The sequence below is a fragment of the Nocardia sp. NPDC004068 genome (genome assembly GCF_042874315.1).
Classification (GTDB): domain Bacteria; phylum Actinomycetota; class Actinomycetes; order Mycobacteriales; family Mycobacteriaceae; genus Nocardia.
In genome coordinates this window covers 134,166-155,861 of sequence record NZ_JBIAMW010000016.1, presented here as the reverse complement: position 1 = coordinate 155,861, position 21,696 = coordinate 134,166, and the positions used below count along the sequence as shown (strand labels likewise).

Annotated in this window: 22 protein-coding genes and 1 tRNA gene; 8 read left to right on the top strand and 15 right to left on the bottom strand. The window is 69.0% G+C overall.

The window, feature by feature from the left end; genetic code table 11:
- The first annotated feature begins 436 nt into the window (after nt 1-436).
- The 4 genes from ACFYTQ_RS31880 to ACFYTQ_RS31865 all read left to right on the top strand — a co-directional run bounded on the left by ACFYTQ_RS31880 (nt 437) and on the right by ACFYTQ_RS31865 (nt 3,331).
- A complete protein-coding gene (locus ACFYTQ_RS31880) occupies nt 437-1,117 on the top strand; it encodes a hypothetical protein (RefSeq protein WP_387369012.1) in 681 nt (226 codons plus the stop codon).
- Nucleotides 1,114-2,268: a radical SAM protein gene (locus tag ACFYTQ_RS31875; protein WP_387369010.1), complete on the top strand. Its 1,155-nt coding sequence runs from the start codon at nt 1,114-1,116 to the stop codon at nt 2,266-2,268. The genes ACFYTQ_RS31880 and ACFYTQ_RS31875 overlap by 4 nt, the downstream gene beginning before the upstream one ends.
- Entirely contained in the window at nt 2,268-2,918 is a 651-nt protein-coding gene (locus tag ACFYTQ_RS31870) for a hypothetical protein (protein ID WP_387369008.1), read from the top strand. The genes ACFYTQ_RS31875 and ACFYTQ_RS31870 overlap by 1 nt, the downstream gene beginning before the upstream one ends.
- Before the next feature lie 107 nt (nt 2,919-3,025).
- Nucleotides 3,026-3,331, top strand: a complete 306-nt coding sequence (locus ACFYTQ_RS31865) for a hypothetical protein (RefSeq protein ID WP_387369006.1) — start codon at nt 3,026-3,028, stop codon at nt 3,329-3,331.
- 1 nt (nt 3,332) lies between these two features.
- On the opposite strand, the gene ACFYTQ_RS31860 is transcribed toward ACFYTQ_RS31865, so the two are convergent.
- The 3 genes from ACFYTQ_RS31860 to ACFYTQ_RS31850 form a co-directional block, all read right to left on the bottom strand.
- On the bottom strand, nt 3,333-4,247 hold the full coding sequence (locus tag ACFYTQ_RS31860) for a carbohydrate kinase family protein (protein WP_387369032.1): 915 nt from the start codon (nt 4,245-4,247) through the stop codon (nt 3,333-3,335).
- Between the two features lie 5 nt (nt 4,248-4,252).
- Entirely contained in the window at nt 4,253-4,717 is a 465-nt protein-coding gene (locus ACFYTQ_RS31855; protein WP_387369004.1) for an NUDIX domain-containing protein, read from the bottom strand.
- A gap of 547 nt (nt 4,718-5,264) precedes the next feature.
- A tRNA-Ile gene (locus tag ACFYTQ_RS31850) sits at nt 5,265-5,338 on the bottom strand.
- A gap of 112 nt (nt 5,339-5,450) precedes the next feature.
- Between ACFYTQ_RS31850 and ACFYTQ_RS31845 the strand changes: the two genes are divergently transcribed.
- Nucleotides 5,451-5,876: a nitroreductase family deazaflavin-dependent oxidoreductase gene (locus ACFYTQ_RS31845; RefSeq protein ID WP_387369002.1), complete on the top strand. Its 426-nt coding sequence runs from the start codon at nt 5,451-5,453 to the stop codon at nt 5,874-5,876.
- A gap of 1 nt (nt 5,877) precedes the next feature.
- On the opposite strand, the gene ACFYTQ_RS31840 is transcribed toward ACFYTQ_RS31845, so the two are convergent.
- Nucleotides 5,878-6,849 carry a zinc-binding dehydrogenase gene (locus tag ACFYTQ_RS31840; RefSeq protein ID WP_387369000.1) on the bottom strand — a complete coding sequence of 324 codons (972 nt, stop codon included), beginning with the start codon at nt 6,847-6,849 and terminating at the stop codon, nt 5,878-5,880.
- 239 nt (nt 6,850-7,088) lie between these two features.
- Between ACFYTQ_RS31840 and ACFYTQ_RS31835 the strand changes: the two genes are divergently transcribed.
- The gene (locus ACFYTQ_RS31835) at nt 7,089-8,102 is read left to right on the top strand and encodes a TerC/Alx family metal homeostasis membrane protein (RefSeq protein WP_387368998.1); all 1,014 of its coding nucleotides are present in this window, start codon (nt 7,089-7,091) and stop codon (nt 8,100-8,102) included.
- Here the strand turns inward: ACFYTQ_RS31835 and ACFYTQ_RS31830 are convergent.
- The 5 genes from ACFYTQ_RS31830 to ACFYTQ_RS31810 all read right to left on the bottom strand — a co-directional run bounded on the left by ACFYTQ_RS31830 (nt 8,099) and on the right by ACFYTQ_RS31810 (nt 12,797).
- On the bottom strand, nt 8,099-9,862 hold the full coding sequence (locus ACFYTQ_RS31830) for an SDR family oxidoreductase (protein ID WP_387368996.1): 1,764 nt from the start codon (nt 9,860-9,862) through the stop codon (nt 8,099-8,101). The genes ACFYTQ_RS31835 and ACFYTQ_RS31830 overlap by 4 nt on opposite strands.
- An 11-nt stretch (nt 9,863-9,873) precedes the next feature.
- Nucleotides 9,874-10,983, bottom strand: coding sequence for a PDR/VanB family oxidoreductase (locus tag ACFYTQ_RS31825; RefSeq protein ID WP_387368994.1), 1,110 nt, complete (start codon nt 10,981-10,983; stop codon nt 9,874-9,876).
- Nucleotides 10,980-11,885: a metal-dependent hydrolase gene (locus ACFYTQ_RS31820; protein ID WP_387368992.1), complete on the bottom strand. Its 906-nt coding sequence runs from the start codon at nt 11,883-11,885 to the stop codon at nt 10,980-10,982. The genes ACFYTQ_RS31825 and ACFYTQ_RS31820 overlap by 4 nt, the downstream gene beginning before the upstream one ends.
- 105 nt (nt 11,886-11,990) lie before the next feature.
- Nucleotides 11,991-12,422 carry a hypothetical protein gene (locus ACFYTQ_RS31815; RefSeq protein ID WP_387368990.1) on the bottom strand — a complete coding sequence of 144 codons (432 nt, stop codon included), beginning with the start codon at nt 12,420-12,422 and terminating at the stop codon, nt 11,991-11,993.
- 27 nt (nt 12,423-12,449) lie between these two features.
- Nucleotides 12,450-12,797 (bottom strand): winged helix-turn-helix transcriptional regulator, encoded by a 348-nt coding sequence (locus ACFYTQ_RS31810; RefSeq protein WP_387368988.1) that lies wholly within the window; start codon nt 12,795-12,797, stop codon nt 12,450-12,452.
- A gap of 52 nt (nt 12,798-12,849) precedes the next feature.
- Here ACFYTQ_RS31810 and ACFYTQ_RS31805 point away from each other — a divergent pair, with 52 nt between their 5' ends.
- Complete coding sequence (locus tag ACFYTQ_RS31805) at nt 12,850-13,587, top strand: SDR family oxidoreductase (RefSeq protein WP_387368986.1); 738 nt, start codon at nt 12,850-12,852, stop codon at nt 13,585-13,587.
- An 84-nt stretch (nt 13,588-13,671) separates the two neighbouring features.
- Here ACFYTQ_RS31805 and ACFYTQ_RS31800 read toward each other — a convergent pair whose 3' ends face one another.
- Nucleotides 13,672-14,451 carry an enoyl-CoA hydratase-related protein gene (locus ACFYTQ_RS31800; protein ID WP_387368984.1) on the bottom strand — a complete coding sequence of 260 codons (780 nt, stop codon included), beginning with the start codon at nt 14,449-14,451 and terminating at the stop codon, nt 13,672-13,674.
- Nucleotides 14,452-14,545: 94 nt separating this feature from the next.
- On the opposite strand from ACFYTQ_RS31800, the gene ACFYTQ_RS31795 reads away from it, so the two are divergent.
- Entirely contained in the window at nt 14,546-15,517 is a 972-nt protein-coding gene (locus ACFYTQ_RS31795; protein WP_387368982.1) for an LLM class flavin-dependent oxidoreductase, read from the top strand.
- On the opposite strand, the gene ACFYTQ_RS31790 is transcribed toward ACFYTQ_RS31795, so the two are convergent.
- The 5 genes from ACFYTQ_RS31790 to ACFYTQ_RS31770 are packed head-to-tail and all read right to left on the bottom strand — an operon-like array spanning nt 15,465 to nt 21,619.
- Nucleotides 15,465-16,607, bottom strand: coding sequence for an XdhC family protein (locus ACFYTQ_RS31790; protein WP_387368980.1), 1,143 nt, complete (start codon nt 16,605-16,607; stop codon nt 15,465-15,467). The two genes, ACFYTQ_RS31795 and ACFYTQ_RS31790, sit on opposite strands and share 53 nt — an antisense overlap.
- Nucleotides 16,600-18,924, bottom strand: coding sequence for a molybdopterin cofactor-binding domain-containing protein (locus ACFYTQ_RS31785; RefSeq protein WP_387368978.1), 2,325 nt, complete (start codon nt 18,922-18,924; stop codon nt 16,600-16,602). The genes ACFYTQ_RS31790 and ACFYTQ_RS31785 overlap by 8 nt, the downstream gene beginning before the upstream one ends.
- Nucleotides 18,921-20,279 (bottom strand): 8-oxoguanine deaminase, encoded by a 1,359-nt coding sequence (locus tag ACFYTQ_RS31780; protein WP_387368976.1) that lies wholly within the window; start codon nt 20,277-20,279, stop codon nt 18,921-18,923. Before ACFYTQ_RS31780 ends, ACFYTQ_RS31785 begins: the two co-directional genes overlap by 4 nt.
- Complete coding sequence (locus tag ACFYTQ_RS31775) at nt 20,280-20,750, bottom strand: (2Fe-2S)-binding protein (RefSeq protein WP_387369030.1); 471 nt, start codon at nt 20,748-20,750, stop codon at nt 20,280-20,282.
- The gene (locus tag ACFYTQ_RS31770; protein ID WP_387368974.1) at nt 20,750-21,619 is read right to left on the bottom strand and encodes an FAD binding domain-containing protein; all 870 of its coding nucleotides are present in this window, start codon (nt 21,617-21,619) and stop codon (nt 20,750-20,752) included. The genes ACFYTQ_RS31775 and ACFYTQ_RS31770 overlap by 1 nt, the downstream gene beginning before the upstream one ends.
- Nucleotides 21,620-21,696: the final 77 nt, after the last annotated feature.

The following is a 21,696-nucleotide window of genomic DNA, read 5'->3' as shown; positions in this document are numbered from 1 at the left end:
GGGCCGGTTGACTCCGATCGAATTCGAAACCATCATGTCCCCAGCAGCCCGACAGGCTGCCTAACCACTGTCACCCAAACGTGCAGCAGCCCCCACTGCGGGTGGCTGATGACGTTCATCCCGGGTGGTAACTTCACAAGGGGCGCATAGGGTTTGGGTGTTCAAGCTATTGAGCCTGGTCCCACAACGCGCGCAGTAGCGCTGCGGCTGCGGTCCCCTACTCATGATCGCCCCTGCTTCCGGTTTTACTCGGTTTTTCCTACCTTTACCTGGACTTTTGCCCCCGCGCCCTCGGTCCGGTGACCCTACCAGCGCTTGACAGGCGACGCTATACGTTTCATACATACCCCGAATACCCCCTTGTCGTGGCCCTTTTCGCCCCAGAACCCGACCCTTGGGCGGTGCACGAAAACCTTGCCGAGGAAAGGGGTAGGCCGTGGCGTTGTCCCTCGTAGTTCCCATCTTTGGTCCGCCAGCAGCAGGCAAAACGACGCTGACGATGCAGCTCGGATCGGCACTTGGGCGCCGGGTGTTCCGGCTGCGTGAGCATGTCTCCCAGGAGGTGCTGGCCGCAACGGCGGTGACGCCGGAGCAGTTGGGGTGGATCGACGATTACACCGTCGCCGCAGCACTCCGCTCCTATTTCGAGACCGTCAATGCGGACCCCGAGGTCCAAGCGGTGCTGCTCGACAATTTTCCCGGTTCCGCTGCGCAGGTTGATCAGCTGCTGGCGATCCTGTGGTCGCTGACGCCCTGCCACATCGAGGCCATCGAAGTGGTGACTGACGTCAAAACGCTCCGGCAGCGCGCCCGAAACCGGAAGGTCTGCCACCAGTGCGAGCGTGACCCGATCAACGATCCCCGCTTGCCGGCGATCCCGAGCGATGCGGACCCGTGGCAGTGTGGCCGGTGCGGAGGTCTGCTTCATCCCAGACGCGGCGATTCACCGCGGCTGTTCAAAGCGCGCATGCAGCGCTACCACCAGGCGGCAGTCGGCATCCGCGATGCCTTCGCCCGTGCCGACGTCACTGTCACCCAGTGTGAAACCACCAACACCATCGACGGGGCAGCGAATCTGCTTGCCCCGCTGCTTATCTCCCGGAGCGCACCACGATGACGACCGTCGATCTGCCCACCCCTGGCCTGCGAACCAACAACGACGGCTACGGCCATGCCCGCATGCCCCGTGGGGCCGATGTTCCCGAACCGGACCGGATTGACCGCGTCGCGTACGGCCGGTTCCGCAATGTCTACCTCTACATCACCGAAGCCTGTCAGTTGCGCTGCGAGCACTGCTACATGGGTGAGCGGTTGGAGCGGGCCTCGAAGATGCCGCTGCCGAAGATCGTGGACACACTCACCACCTGGCGCAAGCTCGGCGGCAGCAAGCTCACCATCCTCGGTGGAGAACCGACGCTGCACCCGCACTACTGCGAGGTCATCCGGCTCAGCAAGAAGTTGGGCTACGAGCATGTCATCACGACGACGAACGCCCAGAAACCGGCGCTGCGCCGCTTCCGGCAACTCGCCCCGGACGATTTCGCCTACGTGCAGGTCAGCCTGGACGGTGGCAGCCGCGACACCCACGATGCGGTGCGTGGGAGCGGCACGTTCGATCAGGCGATGGAGACGACGCGCGAACTCTGTGAGCGCGGTTTCGACACCCGCATCATCTGCACGGTCAACCAGGCCAACGCGCGAGATGTGTTGCAGCTGCTCGACATTGCGGATGTGCTCGGCGTCAGCCTGGTGAAGTTCCATGTCTTCTCCACCATCGGGACCGGGCACGGCAACCCGGAGCTGGCGATGACACCACCGGAATGGGTGGCCTTCTGTGATCAGCTCAATATTGTTGCGCCGCAATACAACACGCGGGTGTGGTACCAGCCAACGTATGCCCGGCGTGACCAGATGGAGCGCTACGCCGCCGAGGGCTACCAGGGGTGTATCGGCCGGACGCTGGACCGGATTTCGATCTTCCCGGATGGCCGCTGCTACGTCTGCTCCTACCTGTTCGACACCGAGCTGCACTTCGCTCAGATGGTCGACGGTCAGGTGCAGCTGAATCACGGGGTCAATGAGTTCGACCTCTTCACTAGCGCGCTGGCCGAAAGCTCCTGCGGCGGCTGCAAGGCCAGCGCCTGTCAGGGCGGGTGCCCGGCCGAGGAAGTGGTGATGGGCCAATCCTCGTGCGTGGCCTACGACGACATCGTGCCGGTCTGCCGGTTGTGGAAATCCAGCGCCAAACCCGGAAGCGAGCCTGCCTGATGGACACCATGGAAACCCTGGTCGAGAGTCTTCACGACCTGGACTGGAACGACATCGACCAGGTGGCAACTGTGTGCGGTGACGTGCTCGATCGGCTCGCCGCGGATCGAAGCATCGTCCGCACGCGGCTGCTCAAGTTGGTCGATTCGCCGCAATTATTCGGCCTGTGCGAGCACTACGACATCCTGGATAAACTTGTGCTGCACGATGATCCCGCCGGGTTCCGGGTGCGGCTGCACGTCTTCCTGCCCGGCTACTTCGACCGGCCGCACAACCACCGCTGGTCCTACGCTAGCCACATCCTGCGGGGTCAGTATCGGCATTACCTGTTCGGCAACGCCGAAGTGGACGAGCAGATCGACCCGAAGAAGCTGCCGGTACTGCTGACTCGTGAGGAGCCAGTTGGCACGTCGTATGCCCTGCACCACAGCATGATTCACGCTGTCGTGGCCGAACCGCTCACGGTATCGCTGGTGGTACGTGGCCCGGCCGTCAAGGATCGGTTCCTGGTGATGGACCGCAAGACGAACGAAGCATGGTGGCAGTATGGGGCCAGGCAGGAATCCGAAGAAGACGCCAAACGGAAGCGAATGTCACCTGAGCGCTTCGATTGGCTTGGTGGGCAGTTCGAGGAGTGGGGGCTTATATAGTAGACCGGTTCCCGGATTCGGGCACCCACCGCTCTGACGAGGACATCAGATCTCGCCGCCAGCAAAACTATACAGCGTTCACAATAGAGCAATGATGTCATACTGCCATGGTGGAATCCAGGGCCTTGATCCTCCTCGTAATCATCACCGGTATCGCTGCGATAGTCGGGTTCATTTGGCTCGGCTCTTATTTAGCGAGCGAAATTAAGTTTCTTTTTCATCGCTACAGTGCGCTGAGCTGGATCTATTGGCTCACCGTCCCCGCGCTATTGCTATACGCGTACCTCGTCTGGGCCTGGGTGCCGTTGGTGATTGCGGTAGCAATGCCCATCATTGCATTGTTCGTTGACGCGGTCGGCAACACATACGATGAAGCCCACCCCGAACGGCTGCGTCGTCGTTACGGCAAGTAGTTCAACCGAGTGTGGTTGTCAGAAGCGTCAGTTCCGCCAAGGTCGGCAGTGGGGCACCGTGGTCCCGTGCGCACCGCAGTGCCCCACTCGCCGAGGCGAGCAGCATGCTGCGCTCCATCGACCAGCCGGAGCGCAGACCGTAGAGCAGCCCACCTGAGAACGCGGCGCCAGCGCAATGGGTATGCCGCACATTCACCGGAAAGGCGGGTACGGCGATCTCCTCCGTGCCGCTGACGGCTACGGCACCGAAGGCTCCAGCCGTCACCACCACCCAGGCCGCGGCCGTTTCCGCCAGTAGTGATCGGGCGACGGTGAACGCTTCCGCGTGGGCACTGTCATCGACGTTGGTCTGGATCAGGAGCTTCTCGTAGCCGGCCGCCGCGGATCGAATCCCATCCGATAGCGGCGATCCGCCAAGGTTGACGAGCACCGGCACCTGCGCCGCACGCGTGGCTTCAATCACGCGCACAGCCGCCGTCTCGATGAGCTGGTAGGCATCGACGTACACGAACGATGCAGTGGCAATCGGTGACAGGTCGACAGCGGCGAGCTGTTCCACCACACCCGGCAGATGCGCGAACCACGTCCGGGTGTGGTGGCCGTCAGCAATCACCACGATCCACGGCGTGGTGACGGAGGTGGCGGACATAGCGGTCGTGGTGACATTGCGGTGCTGCAGCCACGTTCGGACAGTCCGACCCTCCCGGTCATCGCCAATTGTGTTGGCTACGAGAGTGGTTGGTGCATGCAAAGCCGCTAGCACCGCCGCGGCCATCGGGCCATCGGCAGCGATGGACTGCTCGGTTGCCCGAACCTCGGCACCGTGGTTGGCAACCGGAAACAGCGGCACGCTCCAAAGTTCGGCCAGGGCAAGATACGAGACACAGACGATCGGGCCGTGAGCACGCGCCGCCATCACGACTACCAGCCGTAGATCGAGAAGGGCGTGCTCTTGGCGATGTGCTGCATGGCCTGGCGACAGTAGCCAATCATGTGGTCCGGCAACGCATCTGCCGCGAACCACTCAAGCGCGCTGCACTTGTCCGGCTCCAGGTTGGTGGGTTCACCCTGCCAGCTGCGCACGGTGAAGAAGAACGCCATCCGGCCGCCCGAGGATGAGTTGTGCATGATGTGGCTGAACTGCACATCAGCCGGAGCGATCGTCACGCCGATCTCTTCCTCGGCTTCACGTATCAGAGCGTCGATGACGGATTCGCCGGCCTCGAGGTGGCCCGAGGGCAAATGCCATGCTCCATCTTCAAATCCGGTGTTCTGACGCTGGCCGAACAGCACTTCGTTACCGCGGCGCAGCAGCAGATGGACATCGCCGGTGACCTTGTGCCGCTGAGGTTTGGTTTCGTGACTGGATTCAGTCGTGACGCTCATACGGACGCGTTTCCTTTCATCATGGATGATATGACTGGGAATTTGCTAAACGTCGGGGTGAATCACGCCGAGCCTAATCCCTTCGTGACGTCTGTCCTATACGCCGGACGCATAACGCGGCGAGCCAACGCGGAATAGCCCCTGACCAGGGATTACGCGAGCCTGGACACCATCGGTCCGTCGGTAAACGGCCGAACTGTAAGGGAGGCAACCGGAATGCGCCCCAGGCCGCGTCACATTCACATCGAAAGCGGTGCCCTGACGCTCGATTACCAGGCGGGTGCCGAGCAAGCACAGAACGTAGCAGACGAGCTAGCGAGCACATTCACAGAGTTGGACCTAGCGGTCACGATCGACGATGACGTTCGTCCTGACTTGCCGCCGCTTCCTTGCGGTGAGTTGTGGGGATAGCACCGAAAAATGCTGCCGCTCAGTGAACATTGAAGGGACGCTGTTGCGCAGGGAAATTGATTCACTGCCTCGCGACATTGTAGAGACCGACCCCTTAATCAGGCGTCGAGCAGCCGACCACGGAAGGCTGTTTCGGTGGGGCGGGTGGGGCTCGAACCCACGACCAACGGATTATGAGTCCGCGGCTCTAACCGACTGAGCTACCGCCCCCGAGGCGACCTGTGAGCTTGGGCGATGGTACCGGGTCCACCCGGCTGCCGCCTACTCGGCGGGTCGGGGCGATAGGGTGAGGCTACGGAGGGGGCGATGGGAGGAGCGTCCGGTGAGTCTGTTCGGGAACGTGCTGAAGGTGCATCAGTGGGTGTACGAGCGGTCGAAAGGGTGGGTGGGGCACCGGGTTCTGTTCGGGAATCCGACGCTGTTGCTGCACACCGTGGGGCGGAAGAGCGGGCAGCCGCGGACCAGTGCGCTGACCTATGCCGAGGACGGGGAGAGTTACCTCGTCACCGCGTCCAACGGAGGAGCGGCGAAGCCGCCGGGGTGGCTGGCGAATGTGAAGGCGAAGCCGGAGTGTGAGATCAATGTCGGGCCGAAGCGGATCGCGGTGACCGCCGCGGCCACCTATCCCGACGACCCCGACTACGCCCGGCGGTGGGCGTTGGTGGACAAGGTGAATCACGGCCGATACACCCAGTATCAGAAGATGACCACGCGCCCCATCGCCGTCGTAGTGCTGACGCCCCGCTGAGTCAGACGGTCAGGATCGTCCGGCCGACAGCGGTCCGCGATTCGATGGCGGCGTGGGCGGCGGCGGCCTCCTCCAGCGGAAAAGTCTGTCCCACAACGACTTCCAATCGCCCCGCCGCCGCCTCGGCCAGCGCCTTGCGACCGAAGGCCCGCCAATCGGCGACCCCCTGCGTGAGATCCATCAACGAGACGACGGTAACCCCTTGCGCCGCAGCCTGTTCCGTATCGGTGAACCCTCCCGCGGCATTCCCGTACCCGATGAACCGCCCACCCCGCACCAGCGTCCCCAACGCCGCTTGCCCGATCTCCCCACCGGCCCCGTCCAGCACGAGCCCCACCTCCCGGACCCGCTCGGCCCACCCGTCCGACCCGTAATCGACGACCTCGTCCGCCCCCAGCCGACGAGCCAGCTCGAGCTTCGCCGCACCCCGCGCCGCGGCGATCACCCGCCCCCCGCCGGCCTTCACCAACTGAATCAGCAACGCCCCCAAGCCCCCACCGGCCGCCGTGATCAGCACCCGCTCCCCGGGCCGCACCTCGGCCTTGGCCGCCACCGCGGTCGCCGTGCGCCCGTCGTGCACCAATGCCGCCCCCTGCACGACACTCAACCCCTCCGGCAGCTCGTCGAGCGCCTCCGCCGACGCCAACGCCCGCTCCGCGTACCCCCCGGTCGGCACCCCACCTCCGATCGCGCTGGCCGCCGTCCGGGTCGCCACCCGTTTGCCGACCCACCCCGGATCCACCCCGGGGCCGACCGCCGACACCACCCCGGCCACCGCGCCGCCCGGCACGTACGGCGGCTCGACCGGGAAGAAATCCAGCCCCCACCCGCTGCGCAACCGCACATCCAGGAACATCACGTCCGCCGCCGAGACCCCCACCACGACCTCACCCGGCCCGGCCACCGGATCCGGCGCCTCGCTCACCACGAGCACCTCCGGCCCACCGAACGACTTCGCCTCGACCACACGCATTTTCGGCCACATCCCTTCCTCGAACGATTACGAGGACCAGCCTCCAACCTGAACCGAACTTCAGGTCAAGCCGGTACGCCGGGTTGGTTTCGAGCAAAAACATCGCTACTATCGGACACGAGGGGAGTACTTCCCAAGCGTCATGCCGGTCAGTACGGATTCCGCCATCGGAGTCCCCGGGTGACCGCCCGATCCGGGCGAAGGAGACCTCGGGCGACTTGTCGTACCCGAGGAGATCTATGACCACGCACCTGTCCGCGGCCACGCTGCACACGATCGGCTCCCCCTGGTTGTGGGCGGCGACCATCGCCGGTGTGCTGGTGCTGCTGGCCCTGGATTTCGTGGTCACCCACAAACCGCACGAGGTCTCGATGCGCGAGGCCGTCGGGTGGACGGTCTTCTATCTGGCGCTGCCGGTCCTGTTCGGGCTCGGCGTGTGGTGGGCCTACGGCGGCACGCCCGCCACCGAGTTCTTCACCGGCTATCTGCTGGAGAAATCGCTGTCGGTCGACAACCTGTTCATCTTCATGCTGCTGCTGTCGGCCTTCGCGGTGCCCGCGGCCCTCGCCCAGCGGGTGCTGCTGTTCGGCATAGTGGGCGCGTTGGCGTTGCGCGGCATCTTCATCGCGCTCGGCGCGGCCGCGCTCGCCTCGCTGGACTGGGCGTTCCTGTTGTTCGGGCTGATCCTGCTGGTCACCGCGCTCAAACTGCTCCGGGACGCCGTCCGCGGCGAGGAACAGCAGGTCGACATCTCCTCGATGCGCTCGGTCCGGTTCATGCGGCGTCTGATGCCGGTCACCGACGATTACCGTGGCACGCGCATGACGGTGCGCGAGGCGGGCCGCCGAGCCCTCACCCCGCTGGCCCTCGTGGTCACCGCGGTGATGGCGACCGACCTCGTCTTCGCCGTCGATTCGGTACCGGCCGTGTACGGGGTGACGGGTGACCCGTACCTCGTCTTCGCCACGAACGCCTTCGCGCTGCTCGGCCTGCGCGCGCTGTATTTCGTGCTCCAGGCGGTGCTCTCGCGGCTGGTCCACCTGGCCTACGGGCTGGCCGTCATCCTGGCGTTCATCGGCCTCAAGCTCGTGCTGCACTGGGCGCACGAGGTGTGGTCCGGGGTGCCGGAGATCCCGACGCTGGCCTCGCTCGGCGTGATCGTGGTGACGCTGGGCGTGGTGACGGTGACCAGCCTGCTGGCGACCCGCAACGGGGACGACGAGGACAACACCGTGACCGGGGCCGCGCTCTAGGTCAGCTTCACCCGCGCGGCGATGAATCGGTGCAGTCCGGGCGCGAAGCGGTGGAAGTGGTATTGCAGGTGCGCCTCCGGCGTCACCGGAACCACCGCCTGCCCGCGCTCGACGGCCCGCACGATCTGCCGCGCGACCTTCTCCGGCCCGTAACTCCGCAGCCGGTACAACCGGTCGTACTCGGCCTGCTTGCGCGCCTCCTCGTCGGCGGACAGCCCCGAGAAACGGGTCGCGGCAACGATATTCGTCGCCACGATCCCCGGGCACACCGTGCTCACGCCGATTCCCTTGCCCGCCAACTCCGCTCGCAGGCAGTCGGAGAACATGAACACCGCCGACTTGCTCGTCGAATAGGCGCTGAACCCGCGCTGCGGCGTATACGCGGCCATGCTGGACAGATTCACGATGTGCCCGCCCAGCCCGCGCTCGGCCATGGCGGCCCCGAAGGTGCGGCAGCCGTTGACCACCCCGCCGAGATTGACCCGCAGCACCCGGTCGAACTCGGCGGCGGAGGTGTCGAAGAAGTCCCCGGCCTGGCCGATCCCGGCATTGTTGACCAGGATGTCCGGCACCCCGTGCGCGGCGATGACCGCCGCCGCGTGCTCGGCCATCGCCGCCTCGTCGGACACGTCGACCGCGTAGGCGTGCGCGATTCCCCCGGCGGCGGTGACGAGTTCGGCGGTCTCCTTGGCCGCGTCCAGGTTGATGTCCGACAGCACGATCTCCGCGCCCTGGCGTGCGAACGCCAGAGCGGTCTCCCGGCCGATCCCGCTGCCGCCGCCGGTGATGACCGCCAGCTGGTCCTCGAACCGCCCGCGCTCGCGCCCCACCTCGGCCCGCCGCAGCGCGCGCGGCGCCTCGCCGCCGCTCACCGCCTGCGCGAATTCCGTTGTGGCCGTGGCCAACAGCTCCGGATGCGAGAACGGCAGCCAGTGCCCGCCCGCGATCTCGCGCCGCCACAGCCGCGGCGCCCACCGCTGCGAATCCGCGTACCCGGCCGGTCGCACGGCCACGTCGCGGCGCGCGATGATCAGCTGCACCGGCACCTCGGTGCGTCGCTCGCGCGGATTCAGCAGGCGCGGAACGATATTCGCGCGGTAGATGCGCATTCCGTCGAAGAAGTCCTCGCGGAACGTCGGTCCCAGCCGGACATTGCCGGGCGCGGTCTCGTTCATCAGCCCGACGAACCGCTGCCACACCTTCTCCGCCGACAGCGGCCGCAGCACCACCCGCGGCACGCCGGGCGTCATGAACAGGAATGTGTACGCCGACGACAGCAGCTGCGTGAACGGCCCCCACACCGCGCCTCGGGAAACCCTGTCCCGCAACCACTTTCCGAGATGATCGAGATTGGGCCCCGACACCGAGGTGAACGACGCGATCCGCTCGACCGCGCGCGGCTCGCACACCGCCTCCCACGACTGCACCGAACCCCAGTCGTGCGCGAGCACGTGCACCGGCCGGTCCGGGCTCACCGCATCGGCCACCGCGAACAGATCGGCGGCGAACTCACCGAGCCGATAGTCCGCGGTGCGCTCGGTCCGCGTGGAGCGCCCGTGCCCGCGCGTGTCGTAGGCGACGACGTGAAAACGCCCGGCCAGCAGGGGAATCACGCGATCCCACAGGTGATGGTCGTCGGGCCACCCGTGCACCAGCAGCACGGTCTCGGCGCTCGGATCGCCGTATTCGTAGACGGCCAGCTCGAAGTCGCCACTGCGGACGACGCGCTCGGCCTCCGGCGCGAGGATCCGATCGGTCACAACGTTCTCCTTCACAGGTCCAGCACCAAATGGTCACCGCCGCAGCGGGATACGCAGACGAGCATGTCGCCCGCGGCGCGTTCGTCGGGGGTCAGCACGGTGTCGCGGTGCTCGACCTCGCCCGCCAGCACCCGCACGCGGCAGGTGCGGCAGAACCCCTGCCGACATGAATAGGCGGTGTCGGGCCGCACCGCCAGAATGCGGTCGAGCGCCGAGCGGTCGGCGGGCACCTCCACGATCTCGCCGGTGCGCGCCAGCTCGACGGTGAACGGCCTGCCGTCGAGCACCGGCGGCGCGGAGAACCGTTCGGAGTGCAGTTCCACCTCGGGCACGTCGCGCACCCCGGCCGCGACGGCCGCGGTCATCGGCACCGGACCGCAGCAGTAGAGCGCGGTCCCGGGCCTCAGGTCGCCGAGCAGGTCGGCCGCCGTGGGCAGGCCGTGCGCGTCGTCGGTGCGGACGACGACCCGATCCCCGAACCGCTCCACCTCGTCGAGGAAGGGAATGGCGTCGCGGCCGCGGCCGGTGTAGATCATCGACCAGTCCACCCCGAGCCGGTCGGCCATGCGCATCATCGGCAGGATAGGCGTGATCCCGATCCCTCCGGCCACGAACCGCACTCGGGCCGTATCGGATCCGTAGCCGGGCGGCACGAACGGGAAGGCGTTGCGCGGCCCCCGCACGGTCACCCGCGCGCCCACCGGCAGTGCCTCGTGCACCTCCAGCGATCCGCCGCCGCCGTCGGGGATGCGCCGCACCGCGATGCGATAACTCCGTCGATCGGCCGGATCGCCGCACAGCGAGTACTGCCGCAACCGCCCCGAGGGCAACTCCAGATCCAGATGCGCCCCCGGCCGCCACCCGGGCAGCTCCCGGCCGTCCGGCGCGACGAGCGACAGGCTGATCACGTCGGTGTCGTGCGCCTCCACCCGCCGCTCGGCGACGGTCAGGGCCAGCCTGCGGTCGTCCACGCGGCCCGCCGGGGCGCGCCGGTTCACCAGCTCGGTCCAGCGGAACCGGGTCTGCGCGACCGCGTCGAAGACGCGAATCGCCCTGTCCCGCCGCCGTTTTCCGTACAGATCGGCGGGCAGCCCGGCCGGGGCGGGGCGACGGACGGTCACGACGCCAGCGCCCGCGCGGCCGGGGACTTCGCCAGATACGCCACCGCCTGCGCGGTCGACCCGACCGACTCCGGCGTGTACCCGGGTTTGAAGACCGACAGCGCGCTCCACAGCAGCGACGGCCCCCCCGGCAACGCACCGCGCCACATCGACCCGAGAATCCGCGCGATCAACCGCGGGTACCCCAGATCGGGCAGCGAATCATCCTGTCGCACCAGGTATTTCGCTCCCCGGCCGACCAGCGCCAGGAAGATCGGGAACACGATCAGCATCAGCGCGCAGCGCCGCACGTATCCGATCTCGAAGTACTCGGCGACGTCGTAGGCCACGAACCGGTGCTCGACCTCCTCCGCGCCGTGCCACCGGAACAGGTCCAGCACCCGCGGGTCGGCCCCGAACCGCTCCAGATCGGCGTTGAGCACCCAGTCACCGAGGAACGCGAAGAAGTGCTCGAGGGTCGCGATGAACCCGAGCCGCTCCACCAGATTCTGGAATTGCTTTGTCGCGTCGGCGTTTTCGCGCGCGCCGAGCGTGGTGCGGAACAGGTACTCCATCTGCCGCACGTAGGCGTCCACATCGATGCCGTGCGCGGACAGCACCTCGTCGAGCACCCCGTTGTGGGTCTCGGCGTGCATGGACTCCTGCCCGATGAACCCGAGCATCTGCTCGCGCAACTTCTCGTCCTTGACCAGCGGCAGCGCCTCGGAGAACGTCTGGCAGAACATCCGCTCACCCTCGGGCAGCAGCAGATTCAGCGCGTTGATCACGTGCGAGGCGATCGGCTCGTCCGCCATCCAGTGCAGCGGCGTATCCCGCCAGTCGAAGTGCACATTGCGCGCGGCCAGGGCCACCTCCCCCGGGTCGATGGTCCGGGCCCGCGCCCGAATGGGAAGTAACTTCATCGGTACTCCTGGTCCAGCTCACACCTACATCGCAGCCATTGCTTCGCGAGCGTAGCAATAGTCTACCAATGCATGCGACTCGGAGTTACAGCTAAGACCGCGGTGTCAGCGCCGCGTCAACGGCCAGCTGGTGGCCTTCCCGTCCGCGTCCACGACCGTGGCCTTGGTGAACACGTGCCCCGGCTCGATCGGCTCGGACAGCACGACATGCACGGGTTTGGTGACGCTGGAGCCCGTGGCGCAGTCGGGGACGCACGTCTTGTCGCGTTCGATGCCGTCCCCCTCGGCCCGGTCGGCGGTCCAGGACGTCCACGCGAGTTGGTCCAGGCGGGCGCCGAGATCGGCGCAGGCGAGGATCATCGCGGCGGGCCGGACGGCCGGTTTGCCGAAGGAACAGTCGATGACTTCCACGTCCCGGGAGGGGGATTGCGCGACGGGGGCGGGGGTGTCGGATCCGCTCGCGCCGCAGGCGGCGATCAGCAGCGCGCCCCCGATCGGCAGCGCGCGGCGGCACATCGAACCCATCCGTCCTCGCATCGTGCAGGCAGGGTAACACCGCCGGACTCAGCGGTCGGTACGTTCCTCATCGGACCCCTGCCAGCGGTCCGACCACTCCCACACGGGATTCAGCGCGCGGCCGAGCGCGGCCCCGGTGGCGGTCAGGCGATAGTTCTTGTTCGGCAACTTCTCCGCCAGCCCCGCGGCTTGCAGGGTGTGCAGGCGCGCGGAGAGCATGCTCGACGAGCAGTTGCCCATCCGGCGGCGCAGTTCCAGGAAGCCCAGCGGGCCGGGCTCGAGCTCCCAGATCACGCGCAACATCCAGCGCTGACCCAGCAGGTCCATGGCCGCGTGCCGGGCCGATCGCGACGGTTCCGCACCGCGGGCGGCTGCCGATTCCCTTGCACTTCTCATTTCGAACCACCATAGTTAGTTCTGAATTAGAAGCGATCGAGTGGGAGTGGGTATGAGTTCGCGACGCATCGTCCTGATCACCGGCGCCTCGCGGGGCATCGGCGCCCAGACGGCCCGGATCCTGGCGGCTCGCGGCGATCACGTGGTCGTCAACTATCGCGAGAAGCGCAGGCGCGCAGAGGATCTCGTGAACGAGATCGGCGCGGCGGGTGGCAGCGCGTCGATCGCGGGCGCGGATCTGTCCGACGCCGCCGCGGCGACGGAGCTGATCGAGTCGACCGTGGCCCGCTTCGGCCGCCTCGACGCGCTGGTGCTCAACGCCTCCGGCGGCCTCGAACAGGGCGCGCCCCCCGGGTACGCCATGGCCATCAACCGCGACGCGCAGGTGCGGCTGACCCGGGCGGCACTCCCCCGGCTGTCCGCGGGCGGCCGCATCGTATTCGTCACCAGTCACCAGGCGCACTTCCACGGCCGCAAGCCCGTCCCCGCGGACTACGAGCCCATCGCTTCAAGCAAGCGGGCCGGAGAGGACGCACTGCGCGCCATGATCCCCGAATTCGACCGCCGCGCAATAGGTTTCACGGTGGTCTCGGGCGACATGATCGACGGCACCATCATCGTCCGCCTGCTCGGCCGCCGCGACCCAGCGGCAGTGGCAGCGCGAACCGCCCACGGCCCACTCCCCACCGTCCCCGAGTTCGCCACAGCCGTCGCCGACGCCACCACCGCCACAACCGACCCGGGTGCGACCGTCTACATCGGCGGCGCGGATTATCTGGCCTCACGCTGATCAATCCGGCCACCCGAGCCCTCTACCGCCGCGCCGACCAATCCGGCCACACCCGCGACGCGGACCCCCTTGCCGTCGCGCCGATCAATCCGGCCACACCGGCTGCCGCTTCCCGAGGAACGCCGCCATGCCCTCGCGCGCGCCCGGCAGTTGGGCGGCCTCGGCCATGACTGCCACCGCGATGGCGTAGGCGTCGGTCTCGGGGCGGTCGAGTTGGGCGTAGAGGGTGCGTTTGCCCAGGGCCTTGGACGCGCGGCTGCCGCGTGTGGCCCGGCCGAGCAGATCGGCCACGGCCGTGTCCAATTCGGTGTCGGGCACCGCGCGATTGATCAGTCCCCACTCCACGGCCGTGCGGGCGTCGATCGGATCGCCGGTGAGCGCCAGTTCCATCAGACGTTTGCGCCCGACCGCGCGGGCCACCGGCACGGCCGGGGTGTGGCAGAACCAGCCGCCCTTGCCGCCGGGCAGCGCGAATCCCGCGGATTCGGCGGCCACGGCCAGATCGCAGGAGGCCACCAGCTGACAGCCCGCGGCGGTGGCCAGCCCGTGCACCCGCGCGATCACCACCTGCGGCACGTCCTGCACGGTCCGCATCACCTCCGTACACAAGGTGAGCAGCGCCCGTACCCCGGCCGGGTCGCGGGCGGCGACGTCGGCGAAGTCGTGCCCGGCCGAGAACACCGGCCCGGCCCCGGCGAGCACGATGCCGGTCGCGTCGCTCTCGCCCGCCGCGCGGAACGCGGCCAGCAGTTCGGTCAGATGGTCCCCGGACAGCGCGTTGCGGCGGGCGGGCCGGTTCATGGTGATGCGCACGGTGTCGCCGTCCCGGGCGACGAGCAGATGCTGGTATTCCAAGGCGGTCATGCCCGCTACCGTACGGGCCTCGACCAGCGCCGATCCCGGTTTCATACCTCGCGGGGAATTGTCGCCGACCCGCGGGCGGCGAATCCTGAACGCCGTGAACGAGATTCGATACGGATTACTGCTTCCCAGCGGCCAGGCCCAGCTGACGGCCGGCGCCTCGGCGCGCGGCCTGATCGACCGCGTGGTGGACGCGGAGCGGCGCGGCTTCGCCTCGGCATGGGTCGGCGATTCGCTGCTGCGCTCGCGGGTGGAGCCGCTGACCCTGCTGGCGGCGGCGGCCGCGGCGACCGAGCGGATCACCCTCGGCACGGCCGTGCTGATTCCCGCCTACCGCAATCCGGTGCAGGCGGCGCTGACCATCGCCTCGCTCGACGCCCTGTCGGAGGGGCGGCTGATTCTCGGTGTGGGCGGCGGCTTTCCGGGCATCAGCGAACCGGAATTCGAACTGTCCGGGGTGCGATTCAAGACCCGCTTCTCCCACCTCGACGACACCGTGCGGCTGTGGCGGCGGCTGTGGTCGGGCAATTCGGAGCCGTTCGAGGGCGCCGTGCTCCGCTACAACTGGCTGCCCGAATCCCCGCGCCCGCATCGCGTCGGCGGCCCGCCGATCTGGTTGGGCGGCATCACCCCGGCCGCCTTGCGGCGCACCGGCCGGCTCTACGACGGGTGGCTCCCGTATCCGCCCGAGGTCGACGACTTCCGGGACGGCCTGGCCACCATCCGGGAACACGCCGCGACGGCGGGCCGCGACGAAAACTCCGTGACCCCAGCGCTTTTCGCCACGGTCTACGTCGACGACGATCCCGAACGCGGCCGCGCCGGACTGCGCGACTACGCCGAGACCAACTACGCCCTTCCCCTGGAGACCGTCGAGCGTATCCAGGTCCTGATCACCGGTTCCCCGGAAAGCGTTGCGGCACAACTGCGTAGCTACATCGACGCGGGCGCCCGGCACATCCTGCTGCGAATCGCCGCCATCGATCCGGCGTTGTACGCCACCCAGCTGGACCACGTCACCGCCCTGCTGCCCCACCTCCCGGCGGCGGCCACGGCGTCGTCGCGGTGATATCGGTCCGCGTATCGACGCATTCCATCGGCGGCGGGACGGCCGCGATGTCGAAGCGGTGGATCGACCCCTCGGTCTCCGCCAGCGGCCGCCTGCTCCCGCCCCGGCGCACCGCGACGATCTCCGCGGCCACCGCCACGGCGGTCTCCTCCGGGGTGTGGCCGCCGAGATCGAGGCCGATAGGCGAACGCAATTGCGCCAGAGCGGTTTCCGGGACACCGGCGGCCCGGAGCCGGGCCAGGCGATCGGCATGCGTCCGCCGGGATCCCATCGCGCCGACATAGGCCACCGGCAGCCGCAACGCGACCTCCAGCACCGGAACGTCGAACTTGACGTCGTGGGTGAGCACACAGATCACCGTGCGCGAATCCACCACGGCCCGTTCGAGATACCGGTGCGGCCAGTCCACGACCACCTCGTCCGCGTCGGGAAAGCGCGCGGCCGTGGCGAACAGCGGCCGGGCGTCGCACACGGTCACGTGGTAGCCGAGGAACCTGCCGATGCGCACGATCGCGGCGGCGAAATCGATCCCCCCGAAGACGATCATGCGCGGCGGCGGCACCCGGCACTCGACGAAATACGTTGCGCCGCAATCCATCCGCAGCCCGCTGGCCCCGGCCGCGAGCATCTCCCGCGCGACGCCCACCACATCGTCGGCGAACTCCGCCCCGATCCGCCAGTCCGGCCCCACCGCCAGCGCCGCACCGGTATCCGTGTCCCGCACCAGCGCGACCGGGCCGTCGGCGCCGAGGAATGCCTCGATGCCGGGCCACTGCTCGCGCCCGACCGGCTGCACGAGCACCTCGAGGACACCGCCGCAGGTCAATCCGACCGCGAACGCGTCGGAATCGCTGTAGCCGAACGTCTCCCGGCACGTCCGCCCGGTGCGCAGCGCGGCCCGGCACAGCTCGTACACCGCGCCCTCCACGCACCCGCCGGAGATGCTGCCGACGACCGTCCCGTCCGCGCTCACGGCCATCGCCGTGCCCGCGGCCCGGGGCGCGCTACCGGTGACGCCGACAATGCTGGCCACCGCGTACGGTGTGCCCGCCCGCTGCCAGCGCGTCAACTCCTCGGCCAGCTCACGCATGTCCGCACCCCGCCGCGGCGATGATGTCCTGCGGCCGCACCGGCACCCGGGTGAGCTCGCCGCTGCCCCCGGCGGCGCGACACGCGGCGCGGATGGCGGCAACGATGGCCGGGGTGGCCGAGAGCGTCGGCGGTTCGCCCGCGCCGCGCAGCCCGTAAGGCGCTCGTGGATCGGGGTTTTCGAGGATCTCGAGGCGCTGGGCGGGGGTGTCGAGAACGGTGGGGATGAGGTAGTCGGTGAACGATGGATTGCGCACCCGGCCGCCGGTCACCTGGATCTCCTCCATCACCGCCAGTCCGAGACCCTGCACCGCGCCGCCGTGGATCTGCCCCTCGAGCGCCGGCCGGTTCATGATCCGGCCGACGTCCTGCACCGCGTCCAGCGCCACGACCTTCACCAATCCGAGTTCGGTATCGACGTCGACCACCGCCCGGTGCACGCACACCGCGAGCTGAACATGGCTCTCGCCCTGCCCGGTCACCGGATCCAGCGGCGTGGTCGGCCGGTGCCGGAACTCCCGGGTCTCCTCGACGGCCGCCCCGCCGAGCACATCGGCCAGCGCGACGAGCACCGCGCCCGTTCGCGAAACCACCTTGCCGCCAACGATATTCGCTGCCCCGTGATAGCCCTGGGCGGCCGCGAGCGCGACCACCCGCTCCCGCACGGCCACGCATGCCGCCCGCACCGCCCCACCGGTCATGTACGTCTGCCGCGACGCCGACGACGATCCCGCGTCCCCGACCCCGGTGTCCGCCGGATGGATCGCCACCCGCTCGATTCCCAGCTCGGTCCGCGCGATCTGCGCCTCGACCGTGATCAGCCCCTGCCCGACCTCCGCCGCCGCGGTGTGCACCAGCGCGGCCGGTTCGCCCCCGACGATCTCCAGTCGCACCCGCGCGGTCGAGTAGTCGTCGAAACCCTCGGAGAAGCAGATGTTCTTGATGCCCACCCCGTATCCGACACCGCGCATCACCCCCTCCCCGTGCGTGGCCTGCGACACCCCGCCCGGGAGATCGCGAATATCGTTGTGGTCCAACGTTTCCGGGAGCGGCATCGCGCGAAGCCGCCCCAGCATGTCGCGCACGGGCGTCGGCGCGTGCAGGACCTGTCCGGTCACCAGGCGCGACCCCCGCGTCACCGCGTTGAGCTGCCGCACCGCCACCGGGTCCACGCCCACCGCGGCGGCGAGCTCGTCCATCATCGACTCGTACGCGAAGCACGCCTGCACCGCACCGAAACCGCGCATCGCGCCGCAGGGCGGATTGTTGGTGTACACGCCGTAGGCGTCGATCTCGACATGCGGCACGTCGTAGGGGCCCAGGGCCAGCGAGGCGGCGTTGCCGGTGACATTGCGGGTGGCGGAGGTGTACGCGCCGCCGTCGAGCACGATCGTCACCTTCGCGTAGACGAGCCGACCGGCGCGAGTGGCGCCGAACTCGTACCGCAGCCGTGCCGGATGCCGGTGCACGTGCCCGAAGAACGACTCCGCGCGGTTGTACACCATCTTGATCGGCCGCCCGGTGCGCAGCGCCAGCATGCCCGCGTGGATCTGCATCGACAAGTCCTCGCGCCCGCCGAACGCGCCGCCGACCCCGGCGAGGGTCAGCCGGATCCGCTCCGGCGGCAGATTCAGGCACGGCGCGATCTGGGCCAGATCGTTGTGCAGCCACTGGGTGGCGACATAGCAGTCGAGACCGCCGTCCTCGCCGGGCACCACCAGTCCCGCTTCCGGCCCGAGGAACGCCTGATCCTGCATGCCGACCTCGTAGTCCCCGGCCACGACCACCTCGGCGAGCGCCCGGCCCACCGCGAGGTCACCGGCCCGCACGGGCTGATGCCGCACGACGCCGCCGAGCGGCTGCACCCGCAGATTCTCCGGATCCGCCAGCACCGCAACGGGATCGGTGATCGGCTCGAGCACCTCCCAGTCGACGGCGATGGCCGCCAGGGCGCGGCGCGCGATCTCGGGATGGTCGGCGGCCACCAGCGCCACCGGCTCACCCTGATGGCGGACCTCGCCGATGGCGAGCACCGGCTGATCCGCGGTGTGATCGAGGCCGTACACCTTGCGGCCCGGCACATCCTCGTGGGTGAGCACCGCGTGCACGCCGGGCACGGCGAGCGCGGGCGCGGTATCGATCCGCGCGATGCGGGCGCGGGGGTGCGGGCTGCGCAGGGTCGCGCCCCACAGCATCCCGTCCACCCGCAGATCCGACGCGTAGGCGAACTCCCCCTTCACCTTCGGGGCCCCGTCGGGACGCGACGCGCTCTCCCCGACACCGCCGGTGCCGGGCGCGAGCAGGCGGGTGATGCTCATCGGGATCCCTCCTCCCGCAACAGCCGGGCGCGGGCGCGCACTCCCGCGGCGGCCAGTTCGTCCTGTGCGGCCGTGCGCAATTCGCCGTCGGCCACCACGGTCCGGCCGCCGACCAACAGCCGGGCCAGCGGCGGGGTCGGCCCGAACACCAAGGCGCACACCGGGTCCGCGACGGCGGCCCGGAATCCGTCGATCCGCCAGACGGCCAGATCGGCGAGCTTGCCGACCTCGATGCTGCCGATCTCGGTGTCGCGCCCCAGGTTTCGCGCGCCGTCCAGCGTGCCCAGTCGCAACGCCTGTCGCGCGCCGAGCGCCGTCGGCCCGCGCACCGCGCGCTGGAGCAGCACCGCCTGCCGCATCTCCCCCGCCATCGAGGTCAGTTCGCTCGACGCCGCCCCGTCCACGCCCAGTCCGACCGGCACGCCCGCGGCCAGCAGCTCGGACACCCGGGCGATTCCCGCGCCGAGGCGCGCGTTGGAGCTCGGGCAGTGCGCGATGCCGGTGCCCGTGTCGGCGAGACGGCGAATTTCCCAGTCGCGCAGGTGGATCGCGTGCGCGAACCACACGTCCGCGCCCAGCCAGCCGAGCTTCTCCATGTATTCGACCGGCGTGCATCCCATGTGGGTACGGCAGTACCGGTCCTCGTCGAGGGTCTCGGCGAGATGGGTGTGCAGGCGCACCCCCTTGTCGCGGGCCAGGGCCGCGGACTCGCGCAGCAGCGTCTCGCTCACCGAGAACGGCGAGCACGGGGCGACCGCCACCCGCAGCATGGAGTCGAACGACAGATCGTGATAGCGGTCGACGACTTCGGCTGTGGCGGTGAGGATGTCGTCGGTCCGCTCGACCACCTCGTCCGGCGGCAGCCCGCCCTCGGACTGCCCGCGGTCCATCGATCCCCGGCACGGATGGAATCGCAGCCCCACCGCCGCGGCCGCGCGGACCTCGGCGTCGAACAGGTCGCCGCGACCCGTGGGGAAGATGTAGTGGTGGTCGCTGGCGGTGCTGCACCCGGTGAGCGCCAGCCACGCCAGCCCCGCGCCCGCCGCGTCGTGCACCACCTCGGCGTCCATGCCCGCCCAGAGCCGATAGAGCCCGGTCAGCCATTCGAACAGGGTCGCGTCCTGAAACAGGCCCTGGGTGGCCCACTGGTACAGGTGATGGTGGGTGTTCACCAGGCCGGGGGTGACGAGGCAGCCGGTGGCGTCGATCCGTTGCGCGCCTTCGCTTTCCGGCGCGGGGCCGGGACCGAGCGCGGTGATGCGTCCGTTCCCGATCACGATGTGACCGTTCGCGATCTCCTCGCCGACAACCGGTGCGATGTAGGCGTTTTCGAGGATCGTGTCGAACGCGCTCATTCAGCGACCGCCCTTCCGCCGTGCCGCCAGCCGCACGGCGTCGAGGATCTTCTCGTAACCCGTACAGCGGCACAGGTTTCCCGCCAGCGCCTCCCGGATCTCGGCGTCGGAGGGCTCCGGAACGCGGTCGATGAGATCGTGGGCCTGCACGATCAGGCCGGGCGTGCAGAAACCGCATTGCACCGCACCGGCTTCCACGAACGCGCGCTGCACCGGATCGAGGCGTTCCCCGGCGGCCAGCCCCTCGACCGTCCACACCGCGCGCCCGTGCGCCTGCCCCGCCGCCACCAGGCACGAGCAGACCGGCGTGCCGTCCAGATAGACTGTGCAGGAACCGCATTCGCCTTGTTCGCAGGCGTTCTTCGAGCCGGGCAGACCCAGGCGTTCCCGCAAGAGGTACAGCAGGCTCTCGCCCTCCCAGACCCGCTCGACGGTCTCGGTCGAGCCGTTGACCTCCACACGCACCCGCATCACGCCGCCCTCCTCGCCGTCACGATATCGTTCCAGGCCCAGCCCAGCGTGCGGCGCGCCAGCACCGCTAGGGCGTGGGTCCGGTAGTCGGCGCTGCCCCGCACGTCATCGATCGGCCGGGCCGCCGCCGCGACCAGGGCGCCGAATTCACGGAGCGTGGCGTCGGGCAGCGGCGCGGGGGCGTCCCAGGGCAGTGCCTCGGCCAGGTAGCGCTCGGCCGCGTGCGCGCGTAACGGTGTCGGGCCCGCCGACCCGATTCCCGTTCCGGCCGTGCGGGTTTCGGGATACAGGGCGAGCGCGAACGAGCACACGGCGATCACCATCGCATTGCGGGTGCCGACCTTGGCGAAGTACTGCGGTCCCGCGGCCGCGTCCAGCCGGACCGCGCGAATCAGTTCGTCCGGCTCGAGCGCGTTCCGCTTGACCCCCACATAGAAGTCGTCCACGGCGATGTCCCGCGGCCCCCGCGCGGCGGATTCCACCTCGATGGTCGCGCGCGCCGCCAGCAATGCCGGATGACAGTCCCCCGCGGGCGAGGCCGCCCCGAGATTGCCGCCGACCGTGCCCCGATTGCGGATCTGCGGCGAGCCGACGGTGCGGGCGGCCTGCGCCAAAGCCGGAGTCGCCCGGGTCGACTCGCGCACGATCGTCGCGTACGGCACGCCCGCGCCGATCCGTACCCGCCCCGCACTCCGCTCGATCCGGCGCAGTTCCCGGTACCCGTTCAGATCCAGGAGCGCGTCCGGACGGGCGGCGCCGAAGTTCACCGCGACCATGACGTCGGTGCCGCCCTGGATGGGCATGGCCCGGGGCCGCGCGGCCTTGGCCGCGAGCGCCTCCGCCCAGTCGGCGGGTCGCAGAAAATCCATCGGGCCTCCCTCGGTGTCCCCCTGAGTACACTCGCCGCCCGGTCGCGCCGCCACGACCGGAACTCCGAACCGGAGGC